Genomic DNA, 15,509 nt, shown 5'->3' on the forward strand with positions numbered 1-15,509 from the left:
TTCCTTTGTGGTGTCGAGCTGAAGGTTGCGGTGCGAAGTGCCCGTCCGCCACCCGCAGACGCCGGTCGGGCATGATCGGCCGGTGCTGCGCTCCCACCTGCCGGACCTGACGCCGTTGCGCGAGAACGCCGCGTACCGGCGCCTGTACGCGGGGTTCACGCTGTCCAACGTCGGGTCGCAGATGGCGGTCGTGGCCATCGGCCTCCAGGTGTACGACATCACCGGGTCGACGGCCTCGGTCGGGCTCGTGGGGCTGTTCGCGCTCGTGCCGCTCGTCGTCATGGGCCTGTACGGCGGGTCGTTGTCGGACCACCACGACCGGCGCACGGTGGCGCTGGTGGCGAACGCCGTCGCCTGGGTGACGTCGATCGCGTGCGCGGCGCAGGCCTGGCTCGGCAACGAGAACGTGTGGGTGCTGTACGCGATCGTCGCGGTGTGGAACGGGGCCTTCGGGGTCAGCTCGCCTGCACGCTCGAGCATCTACCCGCGGATCCTGCCGCGCGAGCAACTGCCGGCGGCCAACGCGCTGGGGGTGTTCGCCATGTCGACGGCGATGATGGTGGGTCCATTGCTGGCCGGCCTGCTCGTCGACTGGGGCGGGTTCCGCACCGCCTACACGGTCGACGCGCTCATCACGATGGCGGCGCTGTGGGGGTTGTGGCGGTTGCAGTCGCTGCCACCCGAGGCGCACACCGAGGCAGGCGCGACGCGGGCGGGGTTCGCCTCGGTGGTGGACGGGTTCCGGTTCCTGCGCTCGGCACCGAACGTGCGGATGACGTTCGTGGCCGACATCGCGGCGATGCTGTTGGCGCAGCCCCGGGTCATCTTCCCGGCGGCGGGGGCCGTGATCCTCGGGGGCGGGGCGCGCACGGTGGGCTACCTGTACGCGGCATCCGCGGTGGGCGCGGTGCTAGCGACCCTGGTCTCCGGGCGGCTGGGGTCGGTGCGGCGGCAGGGCGTCGCGATCATGGTGAGCATCGTCGGGTGGGGCGTCGGCATCAGCGGGTTGGGGGTCGCGCTGCTCGGTGCAGGGGAGTGGCTGACGCGCGAGCAGGCACTGTGGGGTGCGCTCGTCGCGATGGCGTTCGCGGGGGCGTCGGATGCCGTGAGCGCGGTCTTTCGCACGACGATCCTCCAGTCGGCGGCACCCGACCGGATGCGCGGGCGCCTGCAGGGCGTCTTCATCGTCGTCGTGGCTGGTGGGCCGAGGCTGGGGGAGATGCTCGGCGGCGTCGTCGCGGAGCGGATCGGTGAGGGATGGATGGCGGTGTGGGGCGGTGTGGCCTGCATCGTCGCGATCGGGGCGCTGTCGCTGCGGCACCGCCACTTCCTGCGGTACGACGCACGGCATCCGACCCCCTGAGCGGAACGTTCTCGCCCGGTGCGCGACGGTTCACGTTCGCAGGGGAACCGTTGTGGTGTCGAGGTGAACCTTGTGGTGCAGAGCTGGGGCGCCGGACGGCTGCGGCCTACGATCGGGCCATGAACCAGGGACGCGGCGACGACGACGCCGGGCGCATCGCGGCGGCACGCTTCGACTACGACGGTGATGGCCTGGCCGAGGAGCAGCTGCTCGCGACGCCCTACGCCCAGGCGCGCCGCTGGGTCGACGACGCGGTCGCGCGCTCACAGGTGGAGCAGGACGTCTTCGAACCGCTCGCCATGTCCGTCGCCACGGTGGATGCCGCCGGGGTACCGAACGTGCGCACCGTCCTGATGCGCTTCCTCGACGAACGTGGGCCCGGGTTCGTCACCGCGCTCACGTCTGCCAAGGGGCGGGAGATCGCGGCCAACCCCGTCATGGCCGTGGCCCTGACCTGGCCACCGATGTACCGGGCCATCCGCTTCCGCGGCCGGGCCGTGATGGTCGACCGTGCCGAGGTGCTCGAGTACTGGCAGTCCCGGCCGTGGGCGTCGCGGATCTCGGCGTGGACCTCGCAGCAGTCCGAGCCGGTGGGCACGCGCACCGACCTCGAGGAGGCCTACGCCCGCCGGGCCGCCGAGTTCCCCGACACCGGCTCCGAGTCGGACGTGCCCGTGCCCGACTTCTGGGGCGGCTACCGGGTCGTGCCCGACGAGGTCGAGTTCTGGGCGGGTCGCCGCAACCGCCTGCACGACCGCCTCGTCTTCACCCGGGTCGGCGACGGCGATCTCGGCGACGCGGCATCCTGGTCGGTCAGCCGCCGCCAACCCTGACTCGTCCCCTCCTGCGACTTCGTGCGGTTTCGGTGCGCTGAAAGGCCCGAAATCGGGGTTTGGGCGCACGCAAGTCGCACGAAGTCGGTGGGGTGTGGGGGTGGCTGAAATGCAATGAGTCGGTTCAGGGGAGGCGCTGGACCTTGTGGGCCGCCGCCTGGGCCCGCGGCTTGATGACGAGCAGGTCGACGTTCACATGGGCCGGCCGGGTCGCCATCCACACGATCGCGTCGGCGACGTCCTGCGCGACGAGAGGTCCGGGGACGCCGGCGTACACGGCATCCGCGCGTTCCTTGTCCCCGCCGAAGCGGGTCAGCGAGAACTCCTCGGTCTGCACCATGCCCGGTGCCACGACCGTGATCCGCACCGGCTGGTCGACGAGCTCGAGACGCAGGGTCTCGCTCATGACGTGCACGCCGTGCTTGGCCACGGTGTAGCCGCCGCCGCCCTCGTAGGCGGTGAAGCCCGCCACCGATCCGACGTTGACGATGACGCCCTCACCGTCGGCGGCGACGAGCGCCGGGAGCAGGGCCTTGGTCACGCGCAGCGTGCCGAGCACGTTGGTGTCGTACATCTGCTGCCAGAGGGCGACGTCGCCCTGGGCCACCGGCTCGAGCCCCAGCGCCCCGCCGGCGTTGTTGACGAGCACGTGCACCCGGCCGCCCGCGACCTCGGCCAGACGGGCGACGTCCTCGTCGCTGGTCACGTCGCACGCGACGGCAACGGCTGCGTCGCCGAGTTCGGCGACGAGTGACTCGAGCCGTTCGGCCCGTCGGGCCGCGCAGACCACCCGGAAGCCCTCGGCCGCCAATGTCCGGGCGGTGGCGGCGCCGATGCCGCTGCTCGCTCCGGTGACGACGGCGGTGCGGGTGGTGTCGGTCATGAGATCTCCCTCGGGCGGATCGTGGTGGGGTCGACGGCGATCCACGTGGCCTCGGCACGGGCCAACACCCGCCCGTCGGGTGCGAAGAGGGCGCTGCCGGAGAAGTGCTTGCGACCCTGCGACCCGCGCTGCCACGCGAGAACCGTGTGGGCGACGCCGGGTGCAGGAAGGGCCAGCACCTCGGTGGTCAACGTTGCGAGCACCATCGGGCGCCCGGCGATGCCCGCGGACCATCCGCCGGGGCAGTCGAGCGCGGCCCACACCAGCGGCACAGACGCCTCGCGCGGCTCCCAGGTGGTGGCGTAGCGCCCGGTGCCGTCATCGAGCGGCCCCGGGCGCAGGCAGAGCGCGTCGGCGGGGTCGCGCGCCGTGCCGCAGGAGAAACACGTCGGGAACGGGTGGTCGGCGAGGCCCTCGTAGCGCTCCTCGGCGGCGCGAGCGGCCTCCACGGTGACCGGGGCCGGTGCCTCCCGGGACAACGGCGCGGATGCCGTGGCGCTCGCGACGAGGTGGTCGCCGTCGAGGAGGTGGGCCGACGGTGGAACGGGTGCGACGGCATCCGAGACGGGGGACTCGACGACGAGCGTGAGGGGCCGGTCAAGCGGTGGAGGTGCGGCCAGGCGAACCGTGACGGTGGGGTGCTCGTCGGTGGTCGCGACGTGGGTGGCGAGGGTGCCGCTGACCCAGCCGCCGTTGCCAGACTCGGGTGGGCCGCAGAAGCGTCGGGCGATCGTGATCTCCACGGGGTCAACCTACTCACGCGGCCGAGAGCGACCTGAGGAGCGGGGCTCAAAACCCCCAGGAGCGCACCTCGCGAGATATCTTGACATCGAGAGACTTTCGGAGGTGGATCGCGATGGCAGAGGGCTTCTCCCTGCGCCAGATCGCGGTTCCGGCCTTCGGCCCGTCGGCGATCTGGTCGATCGGGGTGGGGGCCGTGCTGCCGGTCGTCGCGCTGAGCGCCCGTGGGCTCGGGGCCTCGATCGCCGTGGCGGCCCTGTTCGTCGGGCTGACCGGCCTCGCGGAGATCGCGGCCGCCGTGCCCGCCGGGGTGTTGGTGGAGCGGATCGGCGAGCGGCGGGCCATCGTGCTCGCGGGCGTGGTGGATGCCGTCGCGTGCCTGCTGGCGCTCGTCGCGCCCTCGCTGTGGGTCCTCGGTCTGGCGGTGCTGCTCATGGGGCCGTCGGCGGCGATCTTCCTGCTGGCCCGACAGAGCTACCTCACGGCGGCCGCCCCGGTGCACCTGAGGGCCCGGGCCATGTCGACCCTGGGAGGGGTCACCCGGATCGGGCTGTTCATCGGGCCTGTCGTCGGAGCGCCCGTCGTGGCGGTGTGGGGGCCACAGGCCGCGTTCGGCGTCGCCGTCGCCGCAGGGTCGCTCGCGTCGCTCCTCGCCTGGCGGACAACCGATCTCACCGCGCACGAGGAGAGCGCGCAGGGTGGGCGGGCCCGGGTGCCGGTGGCCCGGGTCGTGGCGGAGCACCGGCGGGTGCTGCTCACGGTCGGGCTCGGGGTGCTCGCGATCGGCCTGGCGCGCGCCTCACGGGTGGTCGTCGTGCCGCTGTGGGCCGAGAGCATCGGTCTGGATGCCGCGCAGACCTCTCTCGTGTTCGCTGCGGCCGCATTCATCGAGGTGCTGTTGTTCTGGCCGGCCGGCAGCGTCATGGACCGGTACGGACGGGTGTGGGTGGCCGTGCCGGTTGCGCTGCTCCTCGGTGGGGGTCTGCTCGTGCTGCCCCTGACGGCCACGCTCGTGGGAGTGGCCGTGGTCGCACTGGTCATGGGCGTCGGCAACGGGATCGGCTCGGGCATCGTCATGACCCTGGGGGCGGATGCCGCGCCGACGGTCGGGCGGGCACCCTTCCTCGGTGTGTGGCGGCTGCTCTCCCTCGTGGGCACGAACGGGGCCGCGATCGTGGTCGCGGGCGTGGCTGCCGTGGCGTCCATCGCGGCCGCCAGCGTGGCCGTCGGCGCCCTGACACTGGTCGGGGGCGCATGGCTCGCGCGATGGCTGCCCGAGTACGACCCGAGGCGCCGTCGGCGGGCGACGTAGAAGGTGCCGGGCTGCCGTCCCGTTAGGCTTACCTGTGTGACCGACCTCATCGACACCACGGAGATGTACCTCCGCACGATCTTCGAGCTCGAGGAGGAGGGCATCACGCCCCTGCGCGCCCGCATCGCCGAACGTCTCGGGCACTCCGGCCCCACCGTCTCGCAGACCGTGGCACGGATGGAGCGCGACGGGCTGCTCGCCGTGGCCGGCGACCGGCACCTCGAGCTGAGCGAGGAGGGGCGCACGCTCGCGACCCGCGTCATGCGCAAGCACCGCATCGCCGAGCGCCTGCTCGTCGACATCATCGGTCTGGAGTGGGAGTACGTCCACGACGAGGCCTGTCGCTGGGAGCACGTCATGTCCGACCGGGTCGAGCGCAAGATCCTCGCGATGCTGCCCGATCACGCGCTCTCGCCCTACGGCAACCCGATCCCGGGGCTGGAGGAGCTCGGGGACTTCGGCGAGCGCATCGACTTCCGCAGCGGCCTGTCCACGCTCAAGGAGGTGGCCGGTGACGAGCCTGCGACCGTGGTGGTTCGGCGGATCGGCGAGCCGGTGCAGGTCGACTCCGAGGCGCTCGGCCTGCTGACCACCGTCGGTCTGGTGCCGGGGCAGCCCGCCCGGGTGCGGCGCGACGGGGTGCGGGTGGTCGCGTGGCGCGACGGGTCGCAGGAGTCGACCGGAGTCTCGCTGCCCGGGGACATCGCCTCCCACGTCTTCGTGCAGGTGACCTGAGCTTCGCTCAGTTCGCAGCGGCGCCGGCGTCCGTGCAGGTCAGCGGTGTGTCGGGTGGCTGTTTCTGACATCTGGTGACGGTCGTCTCGTTACCAGAATGTGACTTTTCCTGACGTCCCCGTTACCGTGGAGGGAATTCGTACCCCCCTCGGAAGGTCCTCCACCCTCGTGTCACGCCACACCATGCCCGGGCGCCGCCGCGCCCCCGGCGCCGTCCGGCGTCTGCCCGACGGCTTCCCGCGCCTTGGCGCGACCTGGGCCGCCAAGACCGTCGCAACGGTCGGAGTCGTGGGCGGAGCCGCCCTCGCGGTGTCCCTTCCGGTCTCGGCGAGCCCGAGCACCTTGGCGCTGCCCACCGTCGCGAGCAGCGACGGCCAGAGCCGCACGGCCGCCCTGACGGCGTCGCGCTCCGAGGCCCGCGCCGCCGCGCCGGCCGCACCCGCCGTCGAGGCTCCCGCAGATGCCGCCCCGGCTGCGCCCGAGGCCGTCGGCGTCGCTGGCGTGAAGGCCGTCGCCAAGCCGAAGCCGAAGCCGAAGCCCAAGCCGGTTGCCGAGAAGGACTCGTCGTCCTCCTCATCCTCATCGTCCTCGTCGTCGGCCTCGTCGTCGTCCTCGTCGTCGGCCCGCAAGGTCAACGTCAGCTCGGGGGCCATTTCCTCCAAGTGCGGCAGCATCGGTCTGGACAGCAACGCAGCCCGCCTGTGCACCGCCGTGCAGAAGACCTTCGGGGTCTCCTCGATCGGTGGCTACCGACCCAACGCCGGCGAGCACAGCACGGGTGAGGCGATCGACTTCATGGTCTCGCGCAGCAAGGGTGACGCGGTGGCCGCGTTCGTCCAGGCCAACGCCGGTGCCTACGACGTCAAGTACGTCATCTGGCGTCAGCGCTACTGGGCGCCCGGCAAGTCCTGGCGGATGATGGAGGATCGCGGTTCGATCACCGCGAACCACTACGACCACGTGCACGTCACCGTCAACTGACGCCGTCCTGACCGTTTCGCGAGAAGCCGGGCAACACGCCGTCCCCACGGTCTTGGCCCGGCTTCTCGCTGTGTACGGCGGCCTGGGCGGGGTGTGACGCGACTCGCCCGTGATCGTTTTGTGACTTTTGCCCGGCGGTGCTACGTTCGTGTGGCCTTCCCATCCGTGGAAGGTGCTCACGGAGTCACCGCCGAGTCCTGTCAGTCACCGTGAGGCACCACGCATCACCGCCGGCAGGAGCGGGGGAACCACTTTCGGAGTCCGGCACCATCGCGACTCCTTGGGGTGAAGCCGGTGACGACCTGCGGGTCGGACCCGGCCGGGCAACCTCAGCCCGAACCCGACAGCTCACCCCGTAGGCACTGAGAGGCTCACTGTTCTCGACACTGCCACTTCGGGGCGCCACCGCGGCGCCGCCCGGTACAACCCCTGGTCCGAACTCTCGACCATCGTCAGGAGCGCTGGCCAGAACGGCGTCAAGGCCACGGCCGTCCTCGCTGCCTCCGGCGGCCTGGTCGCGACCTTCGCCCTCCCGGCCCAGGCCGAGCCGCGTGCCGACGCCGCCGCAGCCGCTGAGGCCGCCGCAGCCCCCGCCGCAGTCGCAGCCCCGGTGGCGCTGGCACCGTCGGTCGTCGCGCCGGCCGTCGCAGCCCCGGTGGCGACCGAGGTCGTGGGTGTCGTCGGCGTCACCGCCGTCGCCAAGCCCAAGCCCAAGCCGCGCCCCGTCGTGGTGCAGGCGCAGGCGGATGCCGACGAGGTCGCCACTCGCCGCAGCAACACCTCCGCCTCCCGCAGCACCCCCGCCCGCTCGACCACGAGCACCAAGAAGGCCTCGACCGCGAAGACGGCGACGTCCAGCAACGTCCCGCAGTCCGCCAGTGGCGTGGTGAACATCGCCCGCGGCCTGCTCGGCATCCCCTACGTCTACGGCGGCTCGACCCCGTCCGGCTTCGACTGCTCCGGGTTCACCAAGTACGTCTTCGGCAAGGCCGGCATCTCCATTCCGCGCACGGCCTCGGCCCAGCAGCGCGCGGCCACCAGGGTCAGCAACCCCAAGCCCGGTGACCTGGTGTTCTTCGGTTCCCCGGCCTGGCACGTGGGCATCTACACCGGCAACGGCATGATGATCGACTCGCCCAAGCCGGGCAAGTCCACCTCCGAGCGTCCGGTGTTCTCCGGCGTCAGCGGGTACGGCCGCTTCTGAGCCTCGCGATCGGGTGGGGTGCCGTGTCCGACGGGCACCCCACCCGGCGCAGAGTTGGTCACGACGGTGAGGAAGTGAAGCCATCGTCGTCGCTGGCCCGGGAGGCCGCCGCGACGGAGCCCGGTACGCCGCCGGAACCGGCCTGGTGCTGCTCGGGCTCGTGAGCGCGGTCGCGGTGATCGGCCAGTCGGTGAACCTTCCGCGGCTTCCCCACCTCGACGCCCGACTCGACATCCTCGTCGGGCTCGTCCTCCTCGCAGCCGCCGTCACCCTCACGGTGCGCGCGCGGCGGCCCGACCCCTGAGGCGGGCACCATCAGGATGCCGTCACTCGGCGCCGACGGCCTGGGCGCGGCTCGGTCGTCGGGGTTCGGGATGGTGTCGATGTGCACGAACGCGACGACGTGGCCGGTCCTGCTCGTGGCCGTCAAGGACGTCATCGCCACGGGTGCACCACGCCCCGAGCAGGTCCTGGCCGTGGCGGTGCTCCTGGCGCTCGCCACGCTTCCCGCAACCATTCCCCTGATGCTCTCCCTCCTCCCCGGCGGGGCGGGGGAGCGGCTGCTGCTGCCCCTCGGAACCGCTGTCGAGCGGTACGCCAAGGTCGGGGTGCGCTGGATCCTTGCCCTGGTCGGCGTCTACCTCCTCGTGCGGGGATTCCTGGCCCACCTCGCCCTGACCTGACCCGGCGCCCCTCGTGCACCGGGCACCGGGCGCCAGCCGGAGGCCCCGTGCTACCCCTGGGGGATCGGGTGGCCCTCGGAGGCCTGGACGACGACGATGCCGTGACCCTGCAGCGCAAGCTGGTAGGCCTCGCCCGAGCCGCGGCCGATGACGGCTCCGAGCTTGGCGGTCTTGCGGATCGAGGACTGGAGACCGGCCGACCACAGCACCGCGGCCTGCATGTCGACGTGGGTCGGCTCGTCGACCTGGAGCACCACCGGCGTGCCGTGGGTGACCACGGCGATCATCCCGCGGCCGGTGAAGGTGGTGTTGAACAGGCCGCCGCTCATCATCGAGGCACCCTCGACGCGGTTGATGTCCCACGTCAGGCTGCTCTCGAACGCGAGGACCGCTCGGCCGTTGACCGTGACGGCTTCGTCCTCGAGCTCGAGGATGAAGATCTCGTCGGCGTCTTGGGCCAGGAAGACGTCGCCACTGCCGGAGACCTTCATCAGCGACATGCCCTCCCCGGTCAGGGCCTTCTTGAACATCTTCCCGAGCCCGCCGGCGCCCTCGTAGGCGAAGTCGACATCGCCCTGGTAGGCCACCATCGAGCCCTGACGGGCGTAGAAGAACCCGCCCGTGCCGGCCAGGTCGACCTTGAGCATCCGCTCGTTCTGGAGCATGAAGCGGCCGGGCTCGCCCGACCGCTCTGACTTGGTGAGGAGTTCTCCGCGCATGCCCGTCACCCTAGCCGCGGATTCGCCGTCGCCCCCTTCGGGCAGGCACGGCTCCTCAGCCGGTGACCAGTCCCCGCAACCCGTCGACGACGAGCGCGTGGTCGTCCTGCGAGGCCAGCCCACAGACCGTGGCGACCGCGACGACCCCGGCGCCGCCGACCCGGATCGGGACCGCGCCGCCGGCGAGGGTGTAGCGCACGGCATCCAACCACCCGTCCGCGAACGGATCGCGCCCGTCGGCCTCGAGGCGCAGCCCGACGAGCAGGGTGCTCGCCTCGAAGCGCAAGGCCGTCGCGGACTTGCGCTCGACCCAGCAGTCCTGGTCGCCGGTCGTGCCCGACATCGCTGCCCTGAACAGGATGCTCCCGGGGCGGCGGATGTCGATCATCACCGCAAGGCGCTCCCGGCGGGCGCGCTCGGCCAGGCGCGAGCCGAGCAGCCACACCTCGTCGTGGGTGAACCGTGGCAGGACGAGGTCGCGCTCCTCCTGCTCGAGCTACGCGATCGTCGGCGGGGGTAGGGGGGTCATGCCTCGTGAGTGTGGCAGCTCGCGGTCACGGTGACGTCGCGACCATCGGCGAGGGCGCCGACGAGGTGGAAGTCGACGACGTCGCCCTTGCGGGTCACGTCCACGGTGGCCTTGGACAGCGACTGCCGGTAGCCGGCCAACGTCATCTCCAGCGCGTAGATGGAGGCGCGGCCCTCCTTGGCAGGCATGTCCTCGAGGGCCAGACCGAGGTACTCCCCGCGACCCGAGGCCTCGTCGGAGTAGTTCGCACCGAAGTGGGCGAGGAAGATCACGCCACGCTGCTCGCACGAGGCGCCCTTGACGTCGGTGCCCTCACCGTCGGCGACGATGAACGTCGCCAACCCCTCGTTGCAGTAGCGCGTCACCTGCTCGCCGTTGGGCTCCACGGTCGTGCCGCAGCCCAACGCCGGGTCGGCAGGGCGTGGCGGGCCGGTCATAGCGGCTGCGGGTTCTTCCTCCGCACCGTGCTCGTGCCCCGCGGACTCCCCGGGCGACGGGCTCGCTGACGCGCCGTGGTCGGCCGCGGCATGATCGCCGGATACCGCGTCGCCCGCGGTGGGGGTGTCGGTGCACGCTGACACCGACACCCCCACCGCGAGAACGACGGCGGCGACCCGAGCCGCAAGCAGTCGGGACGGCCTCTCGGCTCGGGTCATCGATCAGCCCTTCGCGGGGATGATCGGACGAACGATGTCCACGCCACGGCGGCCGTCGGCGATGTACATGACGTCGCCGTTCCAGTACGGCGCCCAGTTCGACCCGCCGTCGGCACGGAAGTAGCCGACCTGCTCGGGGTTCGCGGGGTCGCTCACGTCGATGAAGTGGGTGCCCTGACCGTAGTAGGACTGGGCGAGCACTCCGTCACGCAGCTGGAAGTAGTGCGCCGAGCAGCCGGCGTTGGGCAGGCTGCCGGGCTTGCCGAACGGGCTCCACTCCGAGACGACCGGAAGGCGGTACGGGTCCTCGGGAGTGGAGCTCCAGGCCTGTCCTTCCCGGCTGTCCGCGAGGTCGACGATGAGCAGGCGCCCGTCGGTCTCACACGTGGAGGTGAAGTTCTCGATGGTCACCAGGGCCAGCGAGAGGGAACCGTCCTGGGTGTGGGACGGTGCGCGAACACTATTGCCTGATGGTGCGCAAAAGGGTTCTCCGTACAACAAACTTTCGGGAAGATTCGCTCTGCTGGTCGCCGGGGGTTCGCCGAGGTCACTGGCCGTCGCCCGGGCCCGGCCAGTGCACGAGCAGGATCGACGCGTCGTCGGCGAGGTGGGCCGAGTGGTGGGCGACCAGGGCCCGCCCGACGCGGCGCATCGACTCTGCCGCGGACAGGTTGTCCGCCACGTTGCGTGCGAGCAGGTCGACGAGCCGCTCGACGCCGAACTGCTCGCCGCCGGGGGCGTGCCCCTCGACCACACCGTCGGTGTAGAAGAGCACGTGGTCGCCGGGCTGGAGCTGCTCGGACCCGACCTCGTAGGGGGCGTCGCTCTCGCGCAGGCCGATGCCGAACGGCAGGTCGGGGCCGGTGTGCAGGCTGCGCACGAGCGCACCGCCGCGCAGCAGCAGCGGCTCGGGGTGACCGGCGTTGACCCATCTGAGGTAGCCGGTGTCGGTGTCGAGCTGAGCCAGGACCGAGGTGGTGTACGCCTCGCCACCGAACCCCGCCTCGACGGCCTGGTCGACGTCGGATGCCGTTGTCGTCAGGGAGCGCCCGCTGCGGCGGGCGTTGCGGTAGGCGGACATCGCGAGGATGGCCAGCTGCGCGCTGCGCAGCCCGTGGCCCATGCCGTCGAAGATGGCGAGGTGGACGACCCCGGGGTCGACCGCGTAGTCGATCGAGTCGCCCGCGACGTCGTAGGCCGGCTCGAGCAACCCCGCAACCGCCACCTGGGTGGACTCGAACGTCAGCGGCGGGAGCAGCCCCCACTGGATCTCGGCCGCGAGCGTGACCTCGGTGGTGCGGGTCGCGGCGATGATGCTGTCGCCGTACCGCGAGCGCTGGGCGATGAGGTCGCCCGTGATGGCGGCGAGTCTGCGCAGCAGGCGGGAGGTGGGGGAGTCGGCATCCTCGACGAGCGACGGCTCGGGCAGGGCCACGGCCAGCACCCCCAGACGATCCGCGCCGTCGCGCAACGGGAGCCACACGGTGACCGGTGCACCGGCATCCGACGTCGCCTGTGCGATGACCTCGTCGTGCTGGTAGACCCGACCGGCGATCGTGGAGTCGATGGCGAGCGGGGTGGGTCGCTGCGTCGCAGGTGGCTGCCGGGGGCCGGGGAGGGGGGTGAGGGCGACCTGCTGGAGGTCGACGAGGTGGATGACGGCCGCGACAGCGCCCAGGGCGAGCGCGGCGTCGTCGACGAGACGGGGGAGCTGGTGGGGTGCTGCGGCCCCGCCCCGGTCGAGCAGGTCGTCGAGGGCGCGCTCAGCCCGGGCCATGTCCACGGACGATGCTCCGGCCGGGTCCACCTCGCTCACGACAGGCAACCTAGCGCAGCTCACGGCCGGCCAACCCTCGACGTGAGCGGCACCCGCGGTCCACGATGGTCACCTCCCGCCCCGGCGGGGTCAGTGTCGACCGTTGAGGAAAGGGATCCCTATGTCCAGCTCCGTCAGGCTCGACCCCGAGTCGCAGGCCCCGCTCGACCAGTTGCTCCAGTTCCTGCCCGGCGGATTCAACGCGGTTCCGGACATCGTCGCCCGTCGGGCCACGGTGGAGCAGATGCTCGCGTCGATGCCGGCGCCGGAGAACCCGAACGTGGTGTCGGAGGACCGCGCCGTCCCCGGGCCGGAGGGTGAGCCGGACATCTCGGTGCGGATCTACCGACCCGTCGGGGTCGACGGGACGCTGCCGGGGATCTACTTCATCCACGGTGGCGGCATGGTGCTCGGCACCGTCGCCGGGGAGGACGCGACCGCCACCCTGGTCTGCGACGAGGTCAAGGCCGTCGTGGTGTCCGTGGAGTACCGGCTCGCGCCCGAGCACCCCCACCCCGCCCCGGTCGAGGACTGCTACGCCGGGCTGGTCTGGATGACCGAGCACGCCGACGAGCTCGGCATCGACCCCGAGCGGATCGCCATCCACGGCCACAGCGCCGGCGGCGGGCTGGCCATCGGCACCGCGCTGCTCGCGCGCGACCGCAGCGGGCCGCGCCTGAGCTTCATGATGCCGATCTACCCGATGATCGACGACACGAACACCACGGCATCCTCGATGGAGATCACCGACGTGGGCATCTGGGACCGTGACGCGAACCTCGAGGCCTGGGGCTGGTACCTCGCCGGGAACGAGCCCGACCAGTACGCCGCACCGACCAGGGCGCAGGACCTGTCCGGGCTGCCGCCGGCCTTCATCGACGTCGGGACGGCCGACCTCTTCCGCGACGAGGACATCGCCTTCGCGCAGCGACTCATGCAGGCCGGCGCGCCGTGTGAGTTCCACGTGCACCCCGGCGCGTACCACGCGAGCGAGACGTTCGCGCCCGAGGCCGCCCTGTCGCGCCGCATCCGCGCGCTGCGGATGGATGCCCTGAGGCGTGCCCTGGCCTGATCGGTCAGGGCTCGACCCGGCTCTTCGGGGCCCTCGGCGGCCGGCGCAGGCACCGAAGGCCAGGCCCGCGCAGAATGCCGCAACGAACCCGTTGGCGCCGATCGCCACCGCTGCGGCATAACCCAGCAGTGCCAGGGCCAGCACCGCGATCCCGACGTACTCCTCGGCCGCGCCGCCCTGCCGGCGGGCGCTGCGGATCAACCACCCGCCGAGGGCACCCACGGCAGACCCGACGACCGCCCCGAGGAGCAGCTGGACGACGGGGCGTGAGGCTGCTGTGGTGCGCTTCGAGGCCGAAGGCGGCGGCAGCGCCGGCGATGGCGAACATCACCACGGGCGTGGCGATGCCGTCGTTGAGCCCGCTCTCGACGGTGATCAGCTCGCGGATCCGACGCGGGACGGCGGGGTTGGTCACCACCGGAACGCCGAGCGCGGCATCCGTCGGTGCCAGCGCGGCACCGATGAACAGGGCGAGCCAGATGCCGAGGTCAGGGAAGAACCAGGCGGCCACCGACGCCCACGAACACGATCGGTGGCGTGAGACCGGCACGGCGGGCGCGGGCGGAGACCAGCCCCCACCCGAACAGCACCGCGCTGACGACCACGAGGGCCTTCACGTCCATGCGTCACCCCCTGTCGACACCGAACCGACTGGGTGGGTCGGGTCGTGGCCGGGCGCGGGCGCGTGCGACTGCGGTGGATTGGTCACCGTCACAGTCGACCCCCGGTGCTTGCTGCGCGCGTCACCCGTGACGGGGGAACGCGTGGCCGAGGCCGATCGCGAGGCACCCGGGTATCGAGGCCCGTGGGTATCGGGACGTGGCGGTATCAGGGCGGGCCCGGGCTGCTCCTCCCCCCTGCAGGGAGCGACGACCGCGGACACCCGTTCGCGGCAACGAGGAGGCACGGCGATGCTCGGGAGTGGCCCGTTCGGCCCTTGGCAGCCTCACCGGTGTGCCCTGGCGTCGGTTGTGGTTTCCCCGGCCTGTTCGAGAGGTCCGCGATGAGTCGTGACCTGCTGTCTCTCAACCTCTTCGGGACTCCTGCGCTCTCGTGCACCGCGGGCCCCGTCGCCATCTCGCCCGGTGCGGCCATGGTCGCCGCGTACCTGGCTCTCGGCCCCGCGGAGGGGCGCAACCGCGAGGTCGCCGCGACCCAGCTCTTCGCCGATTCGCCGGTCGGTGTCGGCAGGCGTCGACTGAGCACCGCGGTGTGGCGGTTGCGCACCGAGGTGCGGGCCGTCACCGGGCACGACCTCGTGGAGGCCGGCACGGAGCGACTGACGCTCAGCCCGCAGGTCGGCCTGACCATCGACTCGGTCGAGTTCGAGGCGCTGGTGCGGCCCGTGCTGGACACCCGTGCCGAAAGCCTGGACGACGACGCCGTGGCACGCCTCGAGCGGGCGGTCAGCCTGCACCGTGGCCTGCTGGTGGAGTCCTGCCACGACGAGTGGGTCCTCGGTGACCGCACCCGGCTCGAGAACCTCTACCTCACGGCGCTGGACTACCTGCTGATCCACTACGGTGCACGGGGCGAGCTCGGTGCGGTCGGCAAGTACGGCGAGCTGGCGCTCGCGATCGAGCCGCTGCGCGAGGACCTGCACCGTCACCTCATGGCCGCCTACGGCGCGGCCGGGCGCGAGGACCTCGTGGAGCGGCAGTTCGAACGGTGTCGCAGGCTGCTCGTCGAGGAGCTGGGAGCGGACCCCATGCCCGAGACGGTGGCGCTCTACGCGCGGTTGCGCCGGGGTCGGGCCCCCTCGACCGACCTGACCGTCCTGGCGCTGGTCGGCGACCTCGAGGCGGCTCGGCGCGACCTCGGTCGGCTCTCGCTCGTCATCGACCGCGCGCTGGATCACCTCGGCCACCTGACCTGAGCTGCGCTCGCGCCTCGTCGGGGACGCAGAAGTTCGGATGCCGTCAGGTACCTTGCGGGGAACGCAGAAGTTCGGATGCCGTCCGGCAATTACCGCGTGGGATCTG

The 15,509-nt window shown here is 71.8% G+C and carries 18 protein-coding genes, 2 pseudogenes and 1 riboswitch; of the genes and pseudogenes, 10 read left to right on the top strand and 10 right to left on the bottom strand.

Going from position 1 to position 15,509, the window contains the following annotated elements:
- The first annotated feature begins 85 nt into the window (after positions 1-85).
- Both C8E84_RS14320 and pdxH read left to right on the top strand, forming a co-directional pair.
- On the top strand, positions 86-1,363 hold the full coding sequence (locus C8E84_RS14320; RefSeq protein ID WP_159904976.1) for an MFS transporter: 1,278 nt from the start codon (positions 86-88) through the stop codon (positions 1,361-1,363).
- A 119-nt stretch (positions 1,364-1,482) separates the two neighbouring features.
- Complete coding sequence (gene pdxH, locus C8E84_RS14325; RefSeq protein WP_159903143.1) at positions 1,483-2,196, top strand: pyridoxamine 5'-phosphate oxidase; 714 nt, start codon at positions 1,483-1,485, stop codon at positions 2,194-2,196.
- A 124-nt stretch (positions 2,197-2,320) separates the two neighbouring features.
- Here the strand turns inward: pdxH and C8E84_RS14330 are convergent, their stop codons facing one another.
- Both C8E84_RS14330 and C8E84_RS14335 read right to left on the bottom strand, forming a co-directional pair.
- Positions 2,321-3,079 carry an SDR family oxidoreductase gene (locus C8E84_RS14330; RefSeq protein ID WP_159903145.1) on the bottom strand — a complete coding sequence of 253 codons (759 nt, stop codon included), beginning with the start codon at positions 3,077-3,079 and terminating at the stop codon, positions 2,321-2,323.
- Positions 3,076-3,822 (bottom strand): hypothetical protein, encoded by a 747-nt coding sequence (locus C8E84_RS14335; protein WP_159903147.1) that lies wholly within the window; start codon positions 3,820-3,822, stop codon positions 3,076-3,078. Before C8E84_RS14335 ends, C8E84_RS14330 begins: the two co-directional genes overlap by 4 nt.
- A gap of 113 nt (positions 3,823-3,935) precedes the next feature.
- Here C8E84_RS14335 and C8E84_RS14340 point away from each other — a divergent pair, with 113 nt between their 5' ends.
- From C8E84_RS14340 to C8E84_RS14365, 6 genes are all read left to right on the top strand, one after another.
- Positions 3,936-5,132, top strand: a complete 1,197-nt coding sequence (locus tag C8E84_RS14340) for an MFS transporter (RefSeq protein WP_159903149.1) — start codon at positions 3,936-3,938, stop codon at positions 5,130-5,132.
- Between the two features lie 36 nt (positions 5,133-5,168).
- Complete coding sequence (locus tag C8E84_RS14345; protein WP_159903151.1) at positions 5,169-5,867, top strand: iron-dependent transcriptional repressor DtxR; 699 nt, start codon at positions 5,169-5,171, stop codon at positions 5,865-5,867.
- Between the two features lie 168 nt (positions 5,868-6,035).
- Positions 6,036-6,848: a VldE C-terminal domain-containing protein gene (locus tag C8E84_RS18205; RefSeq protein ID WP_159903153.1), complete on the top strand. Its 813-nt coding sequence runs from the start codon at positions 6,036-6,038 to the stop codon at positions 6,846-6,848.
- Positions 6,849-7,066: 218 nt separating this feature from the next.
- A riboswitch (cyclic di-AMP (ydaO/yuaA leader) is annotated at positions 7,067-7,222 on the top strand.
- Positions 7,223-7,458: 236 nt separating this feature from the next.
- Entirely contained in the window at positions 7,459-8,052 is a 594-nt protein-coding gene (locus tag C8E84_RS14355) for a C40 family peptidase (RefSeq protein ID WP_246196960.1), read from the top strand.
- 145 nt (positions 8,053-8,197) lie between these two features.
- The gene (locus C8E84_RS14360; RefSeq protein ID WP_159903155.1) at positions 8,198-8,356 is read left to right on the top strand and encodes a hypothetical protein; all 159 of its coding nucleotides are present in this window, start codon (positions 8,198-8,200) and stop codon (positions 8,354-8,356) included.
- A 16-nt stretch (positions 8,357-8,372) separates the two neighbouring features.
- A complete protein-coding gene (locus tag C8E84_RS14365) occupies positions 8,373-8,735 on the top strand; it encodes a GAP family protein (protein ID WP_159903157.1) in 363 nt (120 codons plus the stop codon).
- Positions 8,736-8,785: 50 nt separating this feature from the next.
- On the opposite strand, the gene C8E84_RS14370 is transcribed toward C8E84_RS14365, so the two are convergent.
- From C8E84_RS14370 to C8E84_RS14390, 5 genes are all read right to left on the bottom strand, one after another.
- Complete coding sequence (locus C8E84_RS14370) at positions 8,786-9,454, bottom strand: AIM24 family protein (protein WP_159903159.1); 669 nt, start codon at positions 9,452-9,454, stop codon at positions 8,786-8,788.
- Between the two features lie 55 nt (positions 9,455-9,509).
- A complete protein-coding gene (locus tag C8E84_RS14375) occupies positions 9,510-9,923 on the bottom strand; it encodes a heme-binding protein (RefSeq protein WP_159904980.1) in 414 nt (137 codons plus the stop codon).
- Positions 9,924-9,979: 56 nt separating this feature from the next.
- Entirely contained in the window at positions 9,980-10,639 is a 660-nt protein-coding gene (locus tag C8E84_RS14380) for a hypothetical protein (RefSeq protein WP_159903160.1), read from the bottom strand.
- Between the two features lie 3 nt (positions 10,640-10,642).
- Entirely contained in the window at positions 10,643-11,050 is a 408-nt protein-coding gene (locus C8E84_RS14385) for an LVIVD repeat-containing protein (RefSeq protein ID WP_159903162.1), read from the bottom strand.
- A 136-nt stretch (positions 11,051-11,186) separates the two neighbouring features.
- Positions 11,187-12,455 carry a PP2C family protein-serine/threonine phosphatase gene (locus C8E84_RS14390; RefSeq protein WP_159903164.1) on the bottom strand — a complete coding sequence of 423 codons (1,269 nt, stop codon included), beginning with the start codon at positions 12,453-12,455 and terminating at the stop codon, positions 11,187-11,189.
- Between the two features lie 121 nt (positions 12,456-12,576).
- Here C8E84_RS14390 and C8E84_RS14395 point away from each other — a divergent pair, with 121 nt between their 5' ends.
- Positions 12,577-13,527 (top strand): alpha/beta hydrolase, encoded by a 951-nt coding sequence (locus tag C8E84_RS14395; protein WP_159903166.1) that lies wholly within the window; start codon positions 12,577-12,579, stop codon positions 13,525-13,527.
- A 111-nt stretch (positions 13,528-13,638) separates the two neighbouring features.
- On the opposite strand, the pseudogene C8E84_RS18600 reads toward C8E84_RS14395, so the two are convergent.
- From C8E84_RS18600 to C8E84_RS18405, 3 genes and pseudogenes are all read right to left on the bottom strand, one after another.
- A pseudogene (locus C8E84_RS18600) lies at positions 13,639-13,836 on the bottom strand (hypothetical protein); the annotation flags it as partial.
- Between the two features lie 58 nt (positions 13,837-13,894).
- Positions 13,895-14,077: pseudogene (locus C8E84_RS18605) on the bottom strand (hypothetical protein); the annotation flags it as partial.
- Positions 14,016-14,150 carry a hypothetical protein gene (locus tag C8E84_RS18405; protein WP_281348948.1) on the bottom strand — a complete coding sequence of 45 codons (135 nt, stop codon included), beginning with the start codon at positions 14,148-14,150 and terminating at the stop codon, positions 14,016-14,018. The gene C8E84_RS18405 and the pseudogene C8E84_RS18605, both read right to left, overlap by 62 nt.
- Positions 14,151-14,530: 380 nt before the next feature.
- Between C8E84_RS18405 and C8E84_RS14405 the strand changes: the two genes are divergently transcribed.
- On the top strand, positions 14,531-15,403 hold the full coding sequence (locus C8E84_RS14405; protein ID WP_159903168.1) for an AfsR/SARP family transcriptional regulator: 873 nt from the start codon (positions 14,531-14,533) through the stop codon (positions 15,401-15,403).
- The last annotated feature ends 106 nt before the right edge of the window (positions 15,404-15,509 follow it).

This window comes from Ornithinibacter aureus (genome assembly GCF_009858245.1).
In the GTDB taxonomy this organism is placed as follows: domain Bacteria; phylum Actinomycetota; class Actinomycetes; order Actinomycetales; family Dermatophilaceae; genus Fodinibacter; species Fodinibacter aureus.

Coding starts and splice junctions, on each gene's coding strand:
- C8E84_RS14340 (WP_159903149.1), top strand. CDS start 3,936: ATGGCAGAGGGCTTCTCCCTGCGCCAGATCGCGGTTCCGGCCTTCGGC.
- C8E84_RS14395 (WP_159903166.1), top strand. CDS start 12,577: ATGTCCAGCTCCGTCAGGCTCGACCCCGAGTCGCAGGCCCCGCTCGAC.
- C8E84_RS14330 (WP_159903145.1), bottom strand. CDS start 3,079: ATGACCGACACCACCCGCACCGCCGTCGTCACCGGAGCGAGCAGCGGC.
- C8E84_RS14380 (WP_159903160.1), bottom strand. CDS start 10,639: ATGACCCGAGCCGAGAGGCCGTCCCGACTGCTTGCGGCTCGGGTCGCC.
- C8E84_RS14365 (WP_159903157.1), top strand. CDS start 8,373: ATGCCGTCACTCGGCGCCGACGGCCTGGGCGCGGCTCGGTCGTCGGGG.
- pdxH (WP_159903143.1), top strand. CDS start 1,483: ATGAACCAGGGACGCGGCGACGACGACGCCGGGCGCATCGCGGCGGCA.
- C8E84_RS14405 (WP_159903168.1), top strand. CDS start 14,531: ATGAGTCGTGACCTGCTGTCTCTCAACCTCTTCGGGACTCCTGCGCTC.
- C8E84_RS14370 (WP_159903159.1), bottom strand. CDS start 9,454: ATGCGCGGAGAACTCCTCACCAAGTCAGAGCGGTCGGGCGAGCCCGGC.
- C8E84_RS18405 (WP_281348948.1), bottom strand. CDS start 14,150: ATGGACGTGAAGGCCCTCGTGGTCGTCAGCGCGGTGCTGTTCGGGTGG.